This is a genomic window from Robertmurraya korlensis (assembly GCF_023715225.1).
GTDB lineage: Bacteria > Bacillota > Bacilli > Bacillales > Cytobacillaceae > Robertmurraya_A.
On sequence record NZ_JAMBNS010000002.1, the window covers coordinates 61,030 to 76,110 of the forward strand.

Consider the following 15,081-nt stretch of genomic DNA (forward strand, 5'->3'; position numbering starts at 1 on the left):
ACTCCTTATTAAAAGGAGTTTTCGAACTATTTCAAATAATTTATCCTTCCACATTAATTATGACTTCTTTCCCTCTTCTTTTCATCAGGAAAGGAATAATTAGCCAAAGAAGTGTAATAAGTAGAAAAGCTAGAGAAATCGGTCTGGTCAAAAACACGCTGAAATCTCCATTCGAAATGGTTAGTGCTCTTCGCAGGTTATTTTCAACCATCGGTCCTAATACCAAGCCTAGTACGATTGGTGCGATTGGATAATCATGCTTGCTTAAAAAGTACCCTAGAATCCCACATCCTAACAAAAGCAATAGATCATATGTGGAAACTTGAACAGCGTACACACCAAAGATGGAGATAGCGATAATAATAGGAATCAAAAATTGCTTTGGTGTTTGAATAATTTTCGCAAACACTTTTACCAATGGAAGATTTAAAATTAATAGCATGATATTTCCGATAAACATACTAGCAATCAGTCCCCAGGCTACTTGTGGGTGGTCTTCAAATAACAACGGCCCTGGTTGGACATTATACATCATTAACGCCCCCATTAAAATGGCAGTGGTACCTGAACCTGGAATACCAAGTGTTAATAACGGGATCATTGCACCACCCGATGCTGCATTATTTGCAGACTCCGGCGCTGCAACCCCTGCAATGGATCCCGTACCAAACTTAGAAGGGTTCTTAGAAATCTTTTTTTCCAGAATATAAGAAAAGAAGGAAGCGAGTGTCGCACCAGCACCAGGTAATATTCCTACAAAAAAGCCTAGTATTGAACCTCTAGCAATTGGTCCAGCTGATTCCTTGAATTCATCCTTGGAAGGAAGTAAATTATTGATTTTTGCAACATGAACCTCTTCTTCTTCTTTTTCTAAAATGGTCTTGAAAACTTCACCTAGTGCAAATAATCCAACAGCTATCGTTAAAAATTCAATTCCCTGAAAGAGCCATGGAACATCAAATGTAAATCTAGCAATTCCTGAGACACTATCAATACCAATCGTCCCAAGAAGTAACCCACAAATGGTCATAATCAATGCCTTTGTAACCGATTTTCCTGCTAAACCACTAACAGCACCTAGACCTAATAACATAAGAGAAAAGTACTCTGCGGGTCCAAATTTGAGTGCCACTGCTGACAGTGGTTTGGCCAATGCAATAAGTGCAATAAGAGTCACGATCCCAGCCACAAATGAACCAATTGCTGCTATCGATAACGCACTTCCTGCTCTCCCTTTTTTCGCCATTTGATATCCATCCAACGTCGTAACAACCGATGAAGATTCCCCCGGTGTATTTAATAGAATGGATGTGGTCGAACCACCATACATTGCTCCATAATACACCCCAGCAAGTAGAATAATTGCACTCGTAGCTGCTTGCTCGGGAGGAAGTCCCCCCGTAATGGATGCCGTAACTGGAATCAGTAGGGCTACCCCACTCATCGGGCCAATACCAGGCAGCACACCTACAGCTGTACCTATTAACACTCCAACAAATGCAAATACAAGATTATACCAGATTAGTGCCGTACCGAAACCTTGAAATAAATAGTCAAGTGTGTCCATGCTTCCTTCTCCTCTCTACACCCCTGTCAAAGCTAAAACCAAATTGGCCAGCCAGCAAGAGTTCCTTTTAACAATTGTACATATAGAAAATACACAATTCCTGAAAAACAAGCAGATATGATGAGCGACTTTACCCAGTTTGTACGTTCCATTGTCTGAAAACAGACAAATAAAAAGATAAAAGTGGTAATGACGTACCCAACTGTTTCTAATGTCAAAATATAAAAAAGCGTAGCAAGAAAGATGATCAGAAATGGCTTACACTGCAACTTCTCTCTTTCACCTTGATGGCCTCTCGTTACAAAAGTTTCGTAAAACAAACGAATACTTAAAAGGACAAGTAAGGCACCGAGAATGGAAGGAAAAATATCAGGCCCTACAGAACTTCCATATGAAGTGCTAGCGAGATTTCGACTCCCGATAATAAACAGAACTCCTATTGCTAAAAACAGTACAGAAGCGATACGATCGAACTTAATATCCATTGGTACTCCCCTTTCAAAAAGGCATAAGGGGAGAAGGAAGCCTCCTCCCCCAAACTATCTATTTCTCCATGCCTAACGCTGTTAATAATTGCTGTACCTGTGTTTCCTGCTCCTCTAAGAACTTTGTGAAATCGGAGCTGTTTTTGTATTCCATTTCCCAACCTTGAGTTTCAACTTCCTTCTTCCATTCTGGAGAATTCACAAGCTTTTCTAAGGACGACTCCCAGTACTTTTTCGCTTCCTCTGACATTTTTTCAGGGCCAAAAACCCCACGCCAAATGGTAAACTCAGCTTCGACTCCTTGTTCAATCGCTGTTGGCACATCCTTGAAGTCACCACCAATACGCTCGGTGGAGGTTACCGCTAACACTCTTACATCACCTGATTTAATAAATTCCTTTACACTAGAAGCATCCGTTCCAATAACATCTGCATTTCCACCAAGTAATGCCGTGATCGCTTCACCTCCGCCATCATAGGACACGTACTTTACTTTTGTCGGATCCACACCATATTTATAAGCTGGTAGAATAGAAATTAAGTGATCCATTGATCCTGGTGCAGAACCTCCTGCAAATGTTAGTTTACTAGGATCCTTCTTTACTTCTTCCAAAACAGACTTTAAGTCTGTAAACTTTGAATCTGCTTTTACAACAATGGCTCCATAATCCTTTGTTAACTGTGCGAGAGGAGTTGTGTTTTTGTACCCAAATGGACTATTTCCTTCTTTTTTCAAATTATTAATGATAATCGGTGGGGAATTAACAAATAGCATGTCATTATTCTCTACTTGTTGGGTCGCATATTCAGCCATAAAAACAGCTCCGCCACCACCCGGTTTATTTTCTACCGTTAACGGTTGTTCCACAATCTTTGTCTCTGCTAATACCTTTGTCAACGAGCGGGCCGTTAAGTCCCAACCACCACCTGCTCCTGAGGGTGCTACTACTGAAATAGCTTTTGTTGGGTAACCTGTACTTTTTTCCTTCTTGTCAGATCCTGCTGTTTGCTCACCACTACTGCATGCACCTAGGCTGAGCGCCAATACTCCTGCACAAAAACAAGCTGAAATTTTTTTAATAGAAAACATTTTGAATCCCCCTTTGTAAGCGTTTTCTTAATTTTACAAAACTTTTGAACATTTTTTGAATTATACATTTAAACAACATTAAAAACTTATAAATCATTTTGTTCATTTTGTTCACGAAAAAAAACAACACAAAAAAACCAGTTTCATTATAGAAACTGGTTACGGCTAATTACACTTCTACAGTAAGAATTTCTTCTATTTCGTCTTGAATTTCTTTACTTACGGATAACAAACGTTTTTTCCTTAATTCAAGATCCGTTTCTTTGTCTATAAATTGATTGGTATGTTTGTCAAAGCAAGAGAAACAGATAGAATAGAAATTCTTTTTCTCCTTCTTTAAAAAATCAAACTCCCATGTTTCTAACTCTAAGTAACTTACTCTTTCTTTCGTTTCTTTTTTACATAACTCGCAATGTGTTGTCATGACAAAATCCTTCCTTGCTTCTTGCTATTATTTTTTAGCCAACTGACGTTCTTTGATTCGCTTTAAGCGTCCATGATATTTCATAATATTTGCTTGTGATTGTTTTGCTTCTTCAGTAGTAGGTTGAAGATTTTCAATATCCCAGTACGTTACTACTACGTCTAATACTTGATCAAAATACTGTAATGGACCATAATTCGCATCGATAGCTATCGTTTTCATTCTCTCATTAAAGTCAGGCATAACCGCGCCTGGCATAGAGAAATTGATAATCACGTCCTCAAAAAATACAAGGAAATTAGGATCAAGTTCCAAATGAGCTTTCACCGTATCTCGATAGAAAGCATAATGAAGTGCTTCGTCTTTTGCTAACCTTCTAAGTAAGGTTGCCAAATCTTTGTCATGTGGACTTGCAATTTTCGCGACATTATTATAAAAGACTAAAGTGGCTAATTCTTGTAAGGAAGTATATGCCATGGTTGCTAGTGGGTTCGTGAAATCAGGGAACCAGCCACTTTCAACCACTCGCTTTCTTAGTGCATGTAACCGCTTGGGATCTACGTTACGTGTTACCAATAAATAGGTTTCTAGTAAACTAGAGTGTTGATCTTCTTCTGCCGTCCATGTGCGAACAAAATCATTGATTACTTCCATAGAATTTTTAAAAGTATAATCCAAATGTGAGGTATACCAAGGCAAATTAACTTCAGTTAGCAGTGCTGTCTCAATCGCTACAATAACCCCTTCTGGAAGAGTCACTTGACTTTCATCCCAAGGAACTCTCTTAAAGGACATGGCTTTATCCCATGGAATAAATTCATGGTAACTCCAATCAATATTAGCCGACCGTTCCTTATGTAACTGATATAGTTCCTTAATTTTTGGTTCTAAGCGTGTATCCAAATCTGAATTTAACATTGATTAACCCCTTACATTTTTTACTTTCTAGCTTTAGTAGATGATTTTAACAGAATTTTTCGATAAGATAAAGAAATTTGAATAATAAAAAACCGTAGACACAAGGAAAGTCTACAGTTTTAGATAATTTAGAATGGAACTTTTTTATAGTATCTTCTTGTCGTGAGAGGATGGTTTCTAACTTCTTCCAAATGACAGCTTATTCTTTCTAATAGAGTCGCAAATACGATTGGAGATAAAAACGGTCTAAATGGCTCTGAAATTCCCTCGAGTGGATAATCTTTCGTATCAAACACGGTTAATTCTTTAGAAAAGTGGTATGCAAAGCGTTCTACTCTTTCCGTTAGAGAACGTAGCCTTCCTTCTCCTTTTAGCAATAAGATACTGGTATCTTCTTCAACCAACTCAAGTGTTCCATGGAAGAAATCGGAGGCATGAACGGGCCGAGTCTTAATCCACTGCATTTCTTCTAAAATACACATACCATAATAATAGGTTTGCCCCCAATCAATTCCCGCTCCCGAAAGGATATGATACGAAGTGTCTTTATGTTTTTGTGCAAACTCTTTTGCCCGATTTTCCGTAGCTTCCTTTACCTTCAGTAGTGCTTCTGGTAACATCTTCAGTTCTTCCATCAATTGATGGTACGCAGGAAACTCCTGTCTTTTATACATTAATCGAAAGGTGATAAGAAACGTTTGAAGATAGAATGATTCACAAGATGTGTCATCTTCTGCAAAATTAACAAAAGAATACTCTGTCGCTTCAGTAAGCGGTGTATTCGCATGACCAACTAACCCAATTGTAGTGGCACCCTTCTCTTTACAGTATTTCGCAGCTTCTACTGTTTCTTTTGTCGTTCCTGACAAAGATGGCAGAATAACTAGGGAATGCTCATCCAAATGCTGATGATCCATAAGCATTAGTTCAGAAGATATTTCTGTATAAACAGGTAAAGTTGAGTGAGTCTTCAAGATGTATTCTGCAGCATACATTAAGATGACTGCTCCACCTGTACCAACAAAGAAAACATTTTTTATTCCTTTTGTGGCTAACTCATCTATTACTTCGTCTAATTCGTCCTTTAAACTGATGGCACCATTTTGAATACGTAAAAATCTATCTCTGTCAAAGTTAAACATAGCTCCCCCTTAGTACTCCATTTTGCGATAATATCTTCTTAGCTCTAGTGGATGATTTCTTTCCCTTTCCAGATACACACTAATCTGACCAGTTAATGCCCAGTTTACATTTACAGCAAAGAACTTTCGAAACTTTTCACTAATACCTTCTAACGGATACTCCTTTGTATCAATAATAAATAACTCTTTAGTTATTTTTTCAGTAAATTTTTCTACTCGATCAACCATCGGTCTTGTTTCATCTTCCCCCTTAAACAAGATCACACTTGTATCATCCTCCACCAGCTCTAATGTTCCATGGAAAAATTCTGCCGCATGAATCGACTTTGATTTAATCCATTGCATTTCTTCTAAGATACACATGGCATAAGAGTAAGTATTGCCCCATAGATTCCCTGCTCCAACTACCATATGGTATCCTGTATCTTTATGTTTAATGGCAAATTGCTCGGCACGAGGGTCAAACGCCTCAACAGCGTGAACAATCCCTTGTGGTAGAAGAGCTAATTCTTTTGAAAATTGTTCATAGTCGGGGAATTCCCCATGATTATGCATGAACCGAGCAGTAAGTAGTTGCAGGTGAACAAAGAACGTGTCGAATGAATGCTTTTCCCTGCCTGTCGAAATGCAATAATCTACAGCATTAGCTAGAGGAGTATCCGGGATGGCTACTAAACCGATGGTAGTCGCACCTTTTTCTTTACAGAACTCTGCTGCCGCAACGGTTTCTTTCGTTGTGCCAGTTACAGAAGCAAATATGCAAACAGATTCCTTTGTTAAATGACGATTGTTCATGACAATTAGTTCGGCTGCAATTTCTGCATGAACATCCAAACTCGAGTTCGATTTAAATATATACTCATAAGGATACATCATCGCAACCGTTCCACCTGATCCAATCAAAAAGATGTTTTTAAAACCCTTATTAGAAATTTCATCTACTATTCTTTCGATTTCATCTTTCTTTGCCATTCCTTCTTCTCCAACTAACTGTAAAAATAAATCTGAATCAAATTTTAACATGACAATCCCTCCACATTTTTTATTGGCAATTTTATTAAAGGAACTAACGTTAGGAATCTTTCATTAGGGATACCTGGCGAGATCCCTTTATATTGGTATATACCATTTGTATTCGCCTATATTAGTAAAAAATACCAATATAGGCACTAATATCTTTTTATCCTTTCACACCACCTGCCGAAATCCCACGGACAAATTGTTTTTGAAAGATAATATAAGCAATAATCATCGGTAGTGCTGAAATAGCTAAACCCGCCAATTGAATTCCAAAATTGGTATTTAATTGACTTCTTAAATTCATCAATCCTACCGGAATGGTTCTAAGACTTGAATCCTCAATGAAAACCAATGCGAACATGAACTCATTCCAAACATTCATAGCAGTTAAAAGAGCACAAGAAGCAATAATTGGCCTTCCCATCGGAATAACGATATTCCAGTACACTTTCCATCGATTACACCCATCAATAATTGCTGCCTCTTCAAGCTCTCTGGGAATGGATAAAAAGTACGATCTCATTAAAAAAATAGCAAATGGCAGTTGGAAAGCAACATATGGAATGATTAACGCTCCATACGTATTATAAAGTCCAACTCCTTGAAGCAGCTTGTATAGAGGAATCAGGCTGACTTGGGGAGCAAGCATTAAGCCACTTAAAATAATGATTAATAAAATGTTCTGTCCTTTAAAGCGAAATCGACTTAAGCCATAAGCTGCCATTGACCCAAACAGTAATACCGTAACGACGGAAACCACGGTTATAAACACACTATTAAAAAAGTACTTTCCGATACCCGCATCCCATGCCGCTTTATAATTTTCCCATACCCATTCTTCTGGAAGTGACCAGGTATTTAAAAAGAAATCACTATTTGTTTTTAACCCGCTTAAGGCAAGCCAAATAATCGGATAAATAATTACTAAGGAAAACAAACTAAACCACAACAAGATGATCACTTGAAAGATTCTATTTTTTAGAATTGTCATCCGCTTATTCTACCTCCTGTCCCGATTTTCCCAACTTCATTTGGATGAGGGATAGGATCAGGGTGATGATAAAAATAATCGTCCCAATTGTGGATGCATAACCCATTTCATCGTTTCGAAAAGCTGAACGGTACAACATCGTTCCTAGTACCTCTGTTGATCTTCCCGGTCCACCAAACGTCATCACATATACCTCATCAAAAACCTTGAAAGCTCCAATTACGGTAATGACACTACCGACCAAAATCATTTCCTTAATTTGTGGTAGTGTGATATGAAAAAACGAGTTAATCTTTGAAGCACCATCAATCATTGCTGCCTCATAATATTCCATCGGGATTTTCTGCATGGCAATTAGAAAAAGCATGGTCATATATCCTGTATATTGCCACTGTGACACGGCAACCACTGCATATATAGCTGTTTTACTATCTCCTAGCCACGAATGAGCCCACTCTGATTGTCCAATGGCGTTCAACACACCATTCACCAATCCGATTTCCGGATTATAGATCAGCTGCCACATTAAGCCGACCACCGCAATGGATATAACAGAAGGAATAAAAAACACCGTTCTAAAAAAAGGTTGGAATCTTCTAATCAGCTTATCTTCTAAAATAGCAGCTATTATCATTCCCCCACCAACCTGACAAATCAATGAAATAATCGCGTAAAGGGAATTATTTTTCAATGCGGTAAAAAACACTGGATCTTTGAAAAGCCTTACATAATACTCGAAGCCGACAAACGTTTTTCCTGCCTCAAAGGAATTCCACCTAAAAAAACTATTGTATAAATTTAGGACAATCGGCAGAAACACAATAAACAGGATTAGAAGGAGTGCTGGCAAAATAAAAAGGAATGCCGTTCGGCCGTTTTGATATGTTTCTTTCATCCTTCTCCCTCCTATGAGGGGGCAAGTAATCAGAAGGGACTACCCACCCTGTTCTATTTATTCCACTTCATTCTGCACTTGTTTGGCCACAGCTTGAACTTCTTTAATAATTTCTTCAGGAGATTTGGAGCCATCGAGTAGTAGTTGAATATTTGATAGATACACGTCTGCCACTTTCGCATGAACATCCGTATCTAGCCACTCAGCCATTCCTTCTGCTTCCTTCATATAATCCACACCTTCTGCCACTTGCTTGAGAGCAGTGTCTGGATTCGTCGCTCCTTCAATTGGACTTGGCCAACCAATATCTTTCACGAGCTTCAATGAATTTTCTTTACTTGTTAAAAACTTTAAAAACTCCACAGCTTCTTTTGGATGTTTCGTTTTCGAAGATACAATAAATCCATCGGGAGCACCCGTAATATATTTTTGACTTCCATTTCCATCAGCTATGGACGGCATCGGGAAGAATCCCCAGTTCCCTTTCAAGGCGTTTTCAACATCTTGAAATTCTTCCAATTCCACGTAGAAAATAGCCCCTTTTCCTGCAAAGAACATCTGTTTTACCATATCGTGGGAGCTGGAGTTTACATTATCCATAAAATAGCCTTTTTCGTTTAATTCTGCTAGCATTTCCATTGCCTTTACGTATCCTGAATCTGTGAACTCTCCTGAACGAGGATTATAATCGTTCATTCGAACTTCTTGATTCACCATCTTTTGGTTCAGTCCCGTTAAGTAGTGAATCGCTGCCCATGGACTTTCATTCCCGAGCATGAGTGGTGTTTCGCCTTCTTCTTTTAAAGTGTCGAGAACAACTAAAAATTCATCCCATGTTTTAGGTGCTTGTAGACCATGCTTATCAAAAATCTCCTTATTATAGACAAAGAACTTTCCATTGAATCTCAAAGGAATTCCGTAATTTTTTCCATCAGAAGAAAATGGCTGAAGGGAAGCAGGAATAAAACTGTTCTTCCAGGCAGCGTCTTCTTCTAGATACGGAGTGAGATCTAAGGCTGCATCGGCACGAACAAATTTCCTTGCAAATTCACCTGACCAAGAGAACATAATGTCTGGAACCTCGCTTCCCCCAAGAATAACGCGAAGTTTATCTTTGATCGGTTCGTCAGCGATCGCTTCCATTTTGATTTTTATACCTGGATTTTGACTCTCAAATTCTTTTACAACTTCTTCAAAATATGGGGCGTATTGTGGTTGTGGCCATTTATGCAAAAATTTTAAGACAATCTTATCCGAATCATCTTGATTTGATGAGGTAGAACTGGAACAACCCGTAATGACTAATGCTAGCATAAGCAATAATACAACTAATATTTTTGTTCTCATTCATTGACCCTCCTTATAGTTTTGAGCATAAAAATCTTTAAGGTGTTAGCTTTCCAAACCCCCATCACCCCCGTAATCTTATCTATCTATGATTCTTAAATTCTTTTAAAAAGAATTTAGAATGTAATACCAAACCCAAATGCCCCATCTACTAAGCATGTTTGAGCAGCAAATTTCGCTCCTACTTCAAGGCTTTGTTTGATCAACTGATCCTCATCCATCTGTATCTTTTTTCCTTTTAAGTACTCTAGGATAAATGCCGTGAAAAAAGAATCTCCTGCGCCAAGAGTATCTACTGGTTTTACAAAATGTGGCTTTTGTTCAAAAAAGTTTAATCCGTTAAACACCATTGCTCCTCTAGATCCCATCGTCCCAATAGCCATAGAACTTCCTAACGAACACACGAAAGTTAACAGGTCTTTTACTTCATCTGTTTGTAATTGACCACACGATAGAAGGCTGATATCAACATCAGGACAGACCTTCTTTAAAACGCTTTCATTATAATCGGTTGAAAAATCGAAGGAAACGAGAATTCCAGTTTCCTTTAACTTGTGTAGTTCTCCTTCCATTCCGCTATAAATGCTGCTATGTGCTATTTCAAATGTTTGAATATAATCCAAATCTTCTGGTGTGAGAATGATAGGATGAGTATTTTGCACACCTCCATCATTCCCTCCGATAAATACTCTGTCACCATCCACAAGATCGACCGCTGCAAAGCCATTTTCACCAGGATTCTGTCGACAATGAGAAACATCAATCCTCAATTTATTTAGCGTTTCAATAATATGATTTGCGGCTTTATCATCTCCAAAAACACCTAAATAAGCTGCCTCAATTCCTAGTTGCTTAGCATACACACTAAAGTTAAGTGCATTTCCTCCTGGATACATGATTCTCTTGTACATATACTTATCCACCACATTATCTCCAACCCCAATGACTCTCATTATTTTCCCCCTCCCGGCATTCCCAATGGTATATACCATTTTACAAACCTGAAATGAACGTCATTTCAGATGTAACTCAGAATAAAATCTAACAATGTCACTTCTTGTAAGTGATGTTGAAAATTCTATTGATTGCCCCTGGTCATCGTAGGCAACCGCTTCACGCAATACACATGGACTCTCGGATCGAATTCTAAGTAATTTACTGTCACTTTCTTCTGCTAGTTTCACCTTCATATATTCTTTGGCCTTTACTAATGTAATTCCATATTCGCTTTCTAACATTTGATAAAGCGAATGATTGTTTGTAATTAGGTGATCAATGTCTGGACAGTATTTATAAGGAATAAAGGATTCCTCAATAGAAACTGGGATTCCATTTACATTTCGCAAACGCTTAATGATGACCAATTCTTCACCAACTGGGATATGTAGCTTATTAGCAATACTTGGTTTTGCTGGACTCTTTTTAATAGAAAGCACTTGTGTACTTGGTGTTAACCCCTTGCCCAACATCGTCCTTGTAAAGCTATTAAAGGTAATAAAATCCATTTCAATTTTATAATTAGAAATAAAGGTTCCTGCACCAACTCTTCTTTCTACTACTCCTTCTCTTTCTAATATGGAAAGAGTATGTCTTGCTGTCATCCGACTGATTCCATATTGTTCCGCTAATTCCCTCTCAGATGGGAGCTTATCTCCATGCTTTAGTTTCCCGCTTTCAATATCATCAATGATTTTGTCTTTTAACTGTTGATAAAAAGGTGTTTCTTCTTCCCCTTTATACATTTCCTCACCTGCTTCAAATGGTTAAATACTTTGCTAGTTCTATTTACATTATATAGTAAAATTCAATTTTCTGTCCTTTGCTTTTCGAAAGTTCATTTGGTATATACCATTTTAAACAGGTGGGAAATTCAGCTTTAGTGAAGGAATACGTATTATTGTTTTTATTTCAGATATTTATGAAAGCGATTACAACTTTATTTAATTTAGAATAGTTTAAATATTCAGTGTTGTCAACGAAACTATCGAATCTTTTTCAATTTTTCCATCAACAATTTCCTACATAATTTTTAAGCAAACAAAAAAATAGGAAGTATTTTAATTACTTAATACCAGAAAATGCCTTTTCTAGATTTTATTAATAAAAGGTTGCCATAGCAACCTTTTTACTATCATTAAAATAGTGTTTTTAATTCTTCTCTATTTTGAAGTAAATCTTCTAGTGTATATCCGTCTAAGACTTTCAAATAAGAGTTCAACGCCTCATTTAATACATGTTTTAATTTACAAGCGGGACTGATTCTACAAGTGTTGCTCGCTTGGTCAAAACATTCAACCATATTTATAGGACTTTCTGTCAGGCGAACAATTGATCCAATATTTATTTGAGCCGGCTCCTTCGCTAACCGTATTCCACCGTTTCGTCCTCTAACGGTTTCAATCAACCCAAGCTTCCCTAATTCATAGACTACTTTACTTAAATGGTTGTTCGATATGTTATAAAAGCTGGAAATTTCCTTAATATTCGATTTCCCACTGCTTGTCTGCATTCCCAAGTAGATAAGAACACGTAACGTATAGTCTGTATATGCGGTTAATTGCATCGTAATCACCTTAACTCCTATGTCATTCAATAATTCAACTATACCATAAACCAAACTTTTTCATCATAAATGTGAACATTCTGTTAAACATGTATTTAAAATATTGCTTTAAGTAATCATCAATGCCTAAAATAAACATGTATTTAAAATATATCTTTAACACTGTGAGAATATTATTAAGGGGAGATTAACATGACAACAGCCACAAGCCCATTAGATTCAAAAACAATTGAGATTATTAAGTCTACTGTTCCTGTCTTAGCACAACATGGGGAAGCCATTACCAAGAGATTCTACGAGATGATGTTTACAAATCATCCGGAGTTGTTAAATATCTTTAACCATGCTAATCAAAAACAAGGAAGACAGCCTAAAGCACTCGCGAATACTGTCTATGCTGCCGCTGCATATATTGATAATTTAGAAGCCATTCTACCAGTTGTTAGACAAATTGCCCATAAACATAGAAGTTTACAAGTTAAAGCTGAGCATTATCCTATCGTCGGAAAACATTTATTATTGGCAATAAAAGATGTACTTGGAGATGCTGCGACCGATGACATTATTAATGCTTGGGGGAAAGCGTATGGTGTCATTGCTGATGTATTTATTCAAGTAGAGAAAGAAATGTATGAGGAAACGGTTTCTCAATCTGGTGGTTGGAATGATTTCAGAGACTTCACTGTTGCTAAGAAAGTAAAAGAAAGTGAAGTAATCACCTCTTTCTACTTACAGCCAAAGGATGGTAAGGGAATTCCTACTTTCACTCCTGGACAGTATATTAGCATTCGTGTAAAAATTGCCGGAGAAGAGTACACTCATATTCGTCAGTATAGCTTATCTGACAGCCCTGAAAAAGAGTACTTCCGTATAAGTGTAAAAAAGGAAACCTCTTCTTCTGAACATATCCCAAACGGGAAAGTATCCACTTACTTACACGATACCATCCAAGAAGGAGACACACTAGAAGTGACAGCTCCTGCCGGTGACTTTGTTCTAGATGTAGAATCTAAAGAACCTGTTGTATTGCTTAGCGGTGGGGTTGGAATTACTCCAATGATTAGCATGCTAAATACCATTGCTACCAAACAGCCAAATCGTAAAGTTACTTTCGTTCATGCTTCCATTAACAGTACGACTCACGCTATGCATGAACATGTTAAAGAACTTTCAAGTCAATCGGAGAATATCAAGTATCATCTTTGCTATGAAAAACCGACTGAAATGGATGTATTAAACAAGGAATTCGATAAAGAAGGATTTATTGATCTTCCTTGGATTGATTCTATCGTTCAAAATAAAAACGCTTCTTTCTACTTCTGTGGTCCAATTCCATTCATGAAAACAGTTAATCATGCATTAAAAGAGTTAGGAATTTCTTCGGATAAGATTCATTTTGAATTCTTTGGTCCTGCTGATCAGTTAAATTAAGCTTTAAAATTAGCAAAGCCATTCTAGCTGTTATAGCTGAATGGCTTTTTTCCACAATCAAAATTCCTTTAACAACTGATTGACCTGAGAAACAATACCTGTGATGAGTTCATTCACAGATTGACGTTTACTTAGCCTTACTCCCTGCCCCGACCAAAGAGACATCATCTCAGGATTATTTTGTCTCGCAGCTTCGCTTCTAATATGACTAGTTAAATAATGTTGAATAGGATAAGCTGGAATCAAGTTTTCTCTGCTCTTCAGCTCTTTCATAAACTGGTTGTTAATTCCTCTAGCTGGTTTTCCAGAAAATACAGTAGTTAACATCGTCTCGTCTTCGGCTGCTTGTAGTATAGCTGTTTTGTGTTGATCATGTGCTCCACTCTCTATCGTAGTGAGGAAAGCTGTTCCCATTTGAACTGCTTCTGCTCCTAAAAACATAGAAGCAATTAAGCCTCTACCATCCATCACCCCGCCGGATGCAATGACAGGAATGGTAACATGATCCACAACCTGAGGTACCAAAGCCATTAGGCCTACTAGACTTTCTTGTGCGCCTTTTGCAAAAGTTCCCCGATGCCCCCCTGCCTCACTTCCTTGGACCACAACAGCATCCATCCCAATATTTTCATTGATAACAGCTTCATTTACTGTCGTGGCTGTTCCAATGACAATGACGTTATGTTTCTTTAATTCGTTTATTACTTCCTTTGATGGGATACCAAAAGTAAAAGAGCAAACAGGCACCTCTTCTTCAATGACAATTTTTATTTTTTCTTCAAATGTAGAGCTGTTTTCATATGTAGGCATTTCCCATTTAATCCCTAATCCATTTCTAATAGATTGTAAGAGTTCGTTAGCTTCATTAATCTCCTCTTCAGAAATCTTCGGTTGTTCGGGTATAAATAAGTTAACTCCAAATGTCCTCGTAGTTAAAGCTTTTATTTCCTTTATTTGTTGACGTAATTCATTGGGTTGCATATATCCAGCACCTATCATCCCTAAGACACCGGCATTGGACACCGAAGAGACAAACCTAGAAGTTGTTACACCGCCTGCCATAGGTGCTTGTATGATCGGATAATCCAATCCTATTAGTTCAGTTATTTTATTTTGGTACCACATCAATATCACCCTTCCATCAACTTTGACAATTTCATTTATTTTCTATTTAAATTCGCTTAAAATATCTCACTTTCCTTCTGGCT

General features: G+C 37.6%; 15 protein-coding genes. 1 reads left to right on the forward strand and 14 read right to left on the reverse strand.

The genetic code is table 11. The features are described 5' to 3' along the window. Positions 1-40: 40 nt before the first annotated feature. From M3175_RS04785 to M3175_RS04845, 13 genes are all read right to left on the reverse strand, one after another. Positions 41-1,567, reverse strand: coding sequence for a tripartite tricarboxylate transporter permease (locus M3175_RS04785; protein WP_251515463.1), 1,527 nt, complete (start codon positions 1,565-1,567; stop codon positions 41-43). A gap of 32 nt (positions 1,568-1,599) precedes the next feature. Beyond that, on the reverse strand, positions 1,600-2,052 hold the full coding sequence (locus M3175_RS04790; protein WP_251515465.1) for a tripartite tricarboxylate transporter TctB family protein: 453 nt from the start codon (positions 2,050-2,052) through the stop codon (positions 1,600-1,602). Positions 2,053-2,110: 58 nt separating this feature from the next. After that, the gene (locus M3175_RS04795) at positions 2,111-3,142 is read right to left on the reverse strand and encodes a Bug family tripartite tricarboxylate transporter substrate binding protein (RefSeq protein ID WP_251515469.1); all 1,032 of its coding nucleotides are present in this window, start codon (positions 3,140-3,142) and stop codon (positions 2,111-2,113) included. 169 nt (positions 3,143-3,311) lie between these two features. After that, positions 3,312-3,566 carry a hypothetical protein gene (locus M3175_RS04800; RefSeq protein WP_251515471.1) on the reverse strand — a complete coding sequence of 85 codons (255 nt, stop codon included), beginning with the start codon at positions 3,564-3,566 and terminating at the stop codon, positions 3,312-3,314. Between the two features lie 27 nt (positions 3,567-3,593). Beyond that, positions 3,594-4,484, reverse strand: a complete 891-nt coding sequence (locus M3175_RS04805; protein ID WP_251515473.1) for an acyl-ACP desaturase — start codon at positions 4,482-4,484, stop codon at positions 3,594-3,596. Between the two features lie 128 nt (positions 4,485-4,612). Beyond that, positions 4,613-5,626 (reverse strand): SIS domain-containing protein, encoded by a 1,014-nt coding sequence (locus M3175_RS04810; RefSeq protein WP_251515475.1) that lies wholly within the window; start codon positions 5,624-5,626, stop codon positions 4,613-4,615. Positions 5,627-5,635: 9 nt separating this feature from the next. Then, positions 5,636-6,649 carry an SIS domain-containing protein gene (locus M3175_RS04815; protein WP_251515477.1) on the reverse strand — a complete coding sequence of 338 codons (1,014 nt, stop codon included), beginning with the start codon at positions 6,647-6,649 and terminating at the stop codon, positions 5,636-5,638. Between the two features lie 157 nt (positions 6,650-6,806). Next, positions 6,807-7,637 carry a carbohydrate ABC transporter permease gene (locus M3175_RS04820; RefSeq protein WP_251515479.1) on the reverse strand — a complete coding sequence of 277 codons (831 nt, stop codon included), beginning with the start codon at positions 7,635-7,637 and terminating at the stop codon, positions 6,807-6,809. Between the two features lie 4 nt (positions 7,638-7,641). Next, positions 7,642-8,532, reverse strand: a complete 891-nt coding sequence (locus M3175_RS04825; RefSeq protein WP_251515481.1) for a carbohydrate ABC transporter permease — start codon at positions 8,530-8,532, stop codon at positions 7,642-7,644. Between the two features lie 57 nt (positions 8,533-8,589). Further along, on the reverse strand, positions 8,590-9,879 hold the full coding sequence (locus tag M3175_RS04830; protein WP_251515483.1) for an ABC transporter substrate-binding protein: 1,290 nt from the start codon (positions 9,877-9,879) through the stop codon (positions 8,590-8,592). Positions 9,880-9,995: 116 nt separating this feature from the next. Then, complete coding sequence (locus tag M3175_RS04835) at positions 9,996-10,832, reverse strand: PfkB family carbohydrate kinase (protein ID WP_251515485.1); 837 nt, start codon at positions 10,830-10,832, stop codon at positions 9,996-9,998. A 60-nt stretch (positions 10,833-10,892) separates the two neighbouring features. Continuing rightward, entirely contained in the window at positions 10,893-11,621 is a 729-nt protein-coding gene (locus M3175_RS04840) for a GntR family transcriptional regulator (RefSeq protein WP_251515487.1), read from the reverse strand. Between the two features lie 392 nt (positions 11,622-12,013). Beyond that, a complete protein-coding gene (locus tag M3175_RS04845) occupies positions 12,014-12,442 on the reverse strand; it encodes an RrF2 family transcriptional regulator (RefSeq protein ID WP_251516250.1) in 429 nt (142 codons plus the stop codon). Between the two features lie 192 nt (positions 12,443-12,634). Here M3175_RS04845 and hmpA point away from each other — a divergent pair, with 192 nt between their 5' ends. Then, positions 12,635-13,873: an NO-inducible flavohemoprotein gene (gene hmpA / locus M3175_RS04850; protein ID WP_251515489.1), complete on the forward strand. Its 1,239-nt coding sequence runs from the start codon at positions 12,635-12,637 to the stop codon at positions 13,871-13,873. A gap of 57 nt (positions 13,874-13,930) precedes the next feature. Here the strand turns inward: hmpA and M3175_RS04855 are convergent, their stop codons facing one another. Then, positions 13,931-14,998, reverse strand: a complete 1,068-nt coding sequence (locus M3175_RS04855) for an NAD(P)H-dependent flavin oxidoreductase (protein WP_251516252.1) — start codon at positions 14,996-14,998, stop codon at positions 13,931-13,933. Positions 14,999-15,081: the final 83 nt, after the last annotated feature.

What these genes read in the sequence shown, in the direction of transcription:
- M3175_RS04785 (WP_251515463.1), bottom strand. Translation starts at nt 1,567, where the DNA reads ATGGACACACTTGACTATTTATTTCAAGGTTTCGGTACGGCACTAATC.
- M3175_RS04790 (WP_251515465.1), bottom strand. Translation starts at nt 2,052, where the DNA reads ATGGATATTAAGTTCGATCGTATCGCTTCTGTACTGTTTTTAGCAATA.
- M3175_RS04795 (WP_251515469.1), bottom strand. Translation starts at nt 3,142, where the DNA reads ATGTTTTCTATTAAAAAAATTTCAGCTTGTTTTTGTGCAGGAGTATTG.
- M3175_RS04800 (WP_251515471.1), bottom strand. Translation starts at nt 3,566, where the DNA reads ATGACAACACATTGCGAGTTATGTAAAAAAGAAACGAAAGAAAGAGTA.
- M3175_RS04805 (WP_251515473.1), bottom strand. Translation starts at nt 4,484, where the DNA reads ATGTTAAATTCAGATTTGGATACACGCTTAGAACCAAAAATTAAGGAA.
- M3175_RS04810 (WP_251515475.1), bottom strand. Translation starts at nt 5,626, where the DNA reads ATGTTTAACTTTGACAGAGATAGATTTTTACGTATTCAAAATGGTGCC.
- M3175_RS04815 (WP_251515477.1), bottom strand. Translation starts at nt 6,649, where the DNA reads ATGTTAAAATTTGATTCAGATTTATTTTTACAGTTAGTTGGAGAAGAA.
- M3175_RS04820 (WP_251515479.1), bottom strand. Translation starts at nt 7,637, where the DNA reads ATGACAATTCTAAAAAATAGAATCTTTCAAGTGATCATCTTGTTGTGG.
- M3175_RS04825 (WP_251515481.1), bottom strand. Translation starts at nt 8,532, where the DNA reads ATGAAAGAAACATATCAAAACGGCCGAACGGCATTCCTTTTTATTTTG.
- M3175_RS04830 (WP_251515483.1), bottom strand. Translation starts at nt 9,879, where the DNA reads ATGAGAACAAAAATATTAGTTGTATTATTGCTTATGCTAGCATTAGTC.
- M3175_RS04835 (WP_251515485.1), bottom strand. Translation starts at nt 10,832, where the DNA reads ATGAGAGTCATTGGGGTTGGAGATAATGTGGTGGATAAGTATATGTAC.
- M3175_RS04840 (WP_251515487.1), bottom strand. Translation starts at nt 11,621, where the DNA reads ATGTATAAAGGGGAAGAAGAAACACCTTTTTATCAACAGTTAAAAGAC.
- M3175_RS04845 (WP_251516250.1), bottom strand. Translation starts at nt 12,442, where the DNA reads ATGCAATTAACCGCATATACAGACTATACGTTACGTGTTCTTATCTAC.
- hmpA (WP_251515489.1), top strand. Translation starts at nt 12,635, where the DNA reads ATGACAACAGCCACAAGCCCATTAGATTCAAAAACAATTGAGATTATT.
- M3175_RS04855 (WP_251516252.1), bottom strand. Translation starts at nt 14,998, where the DNA reads ATGTGGTACCAAAATAAAATAACTGAACTAATAGGATTGGATTATCCG.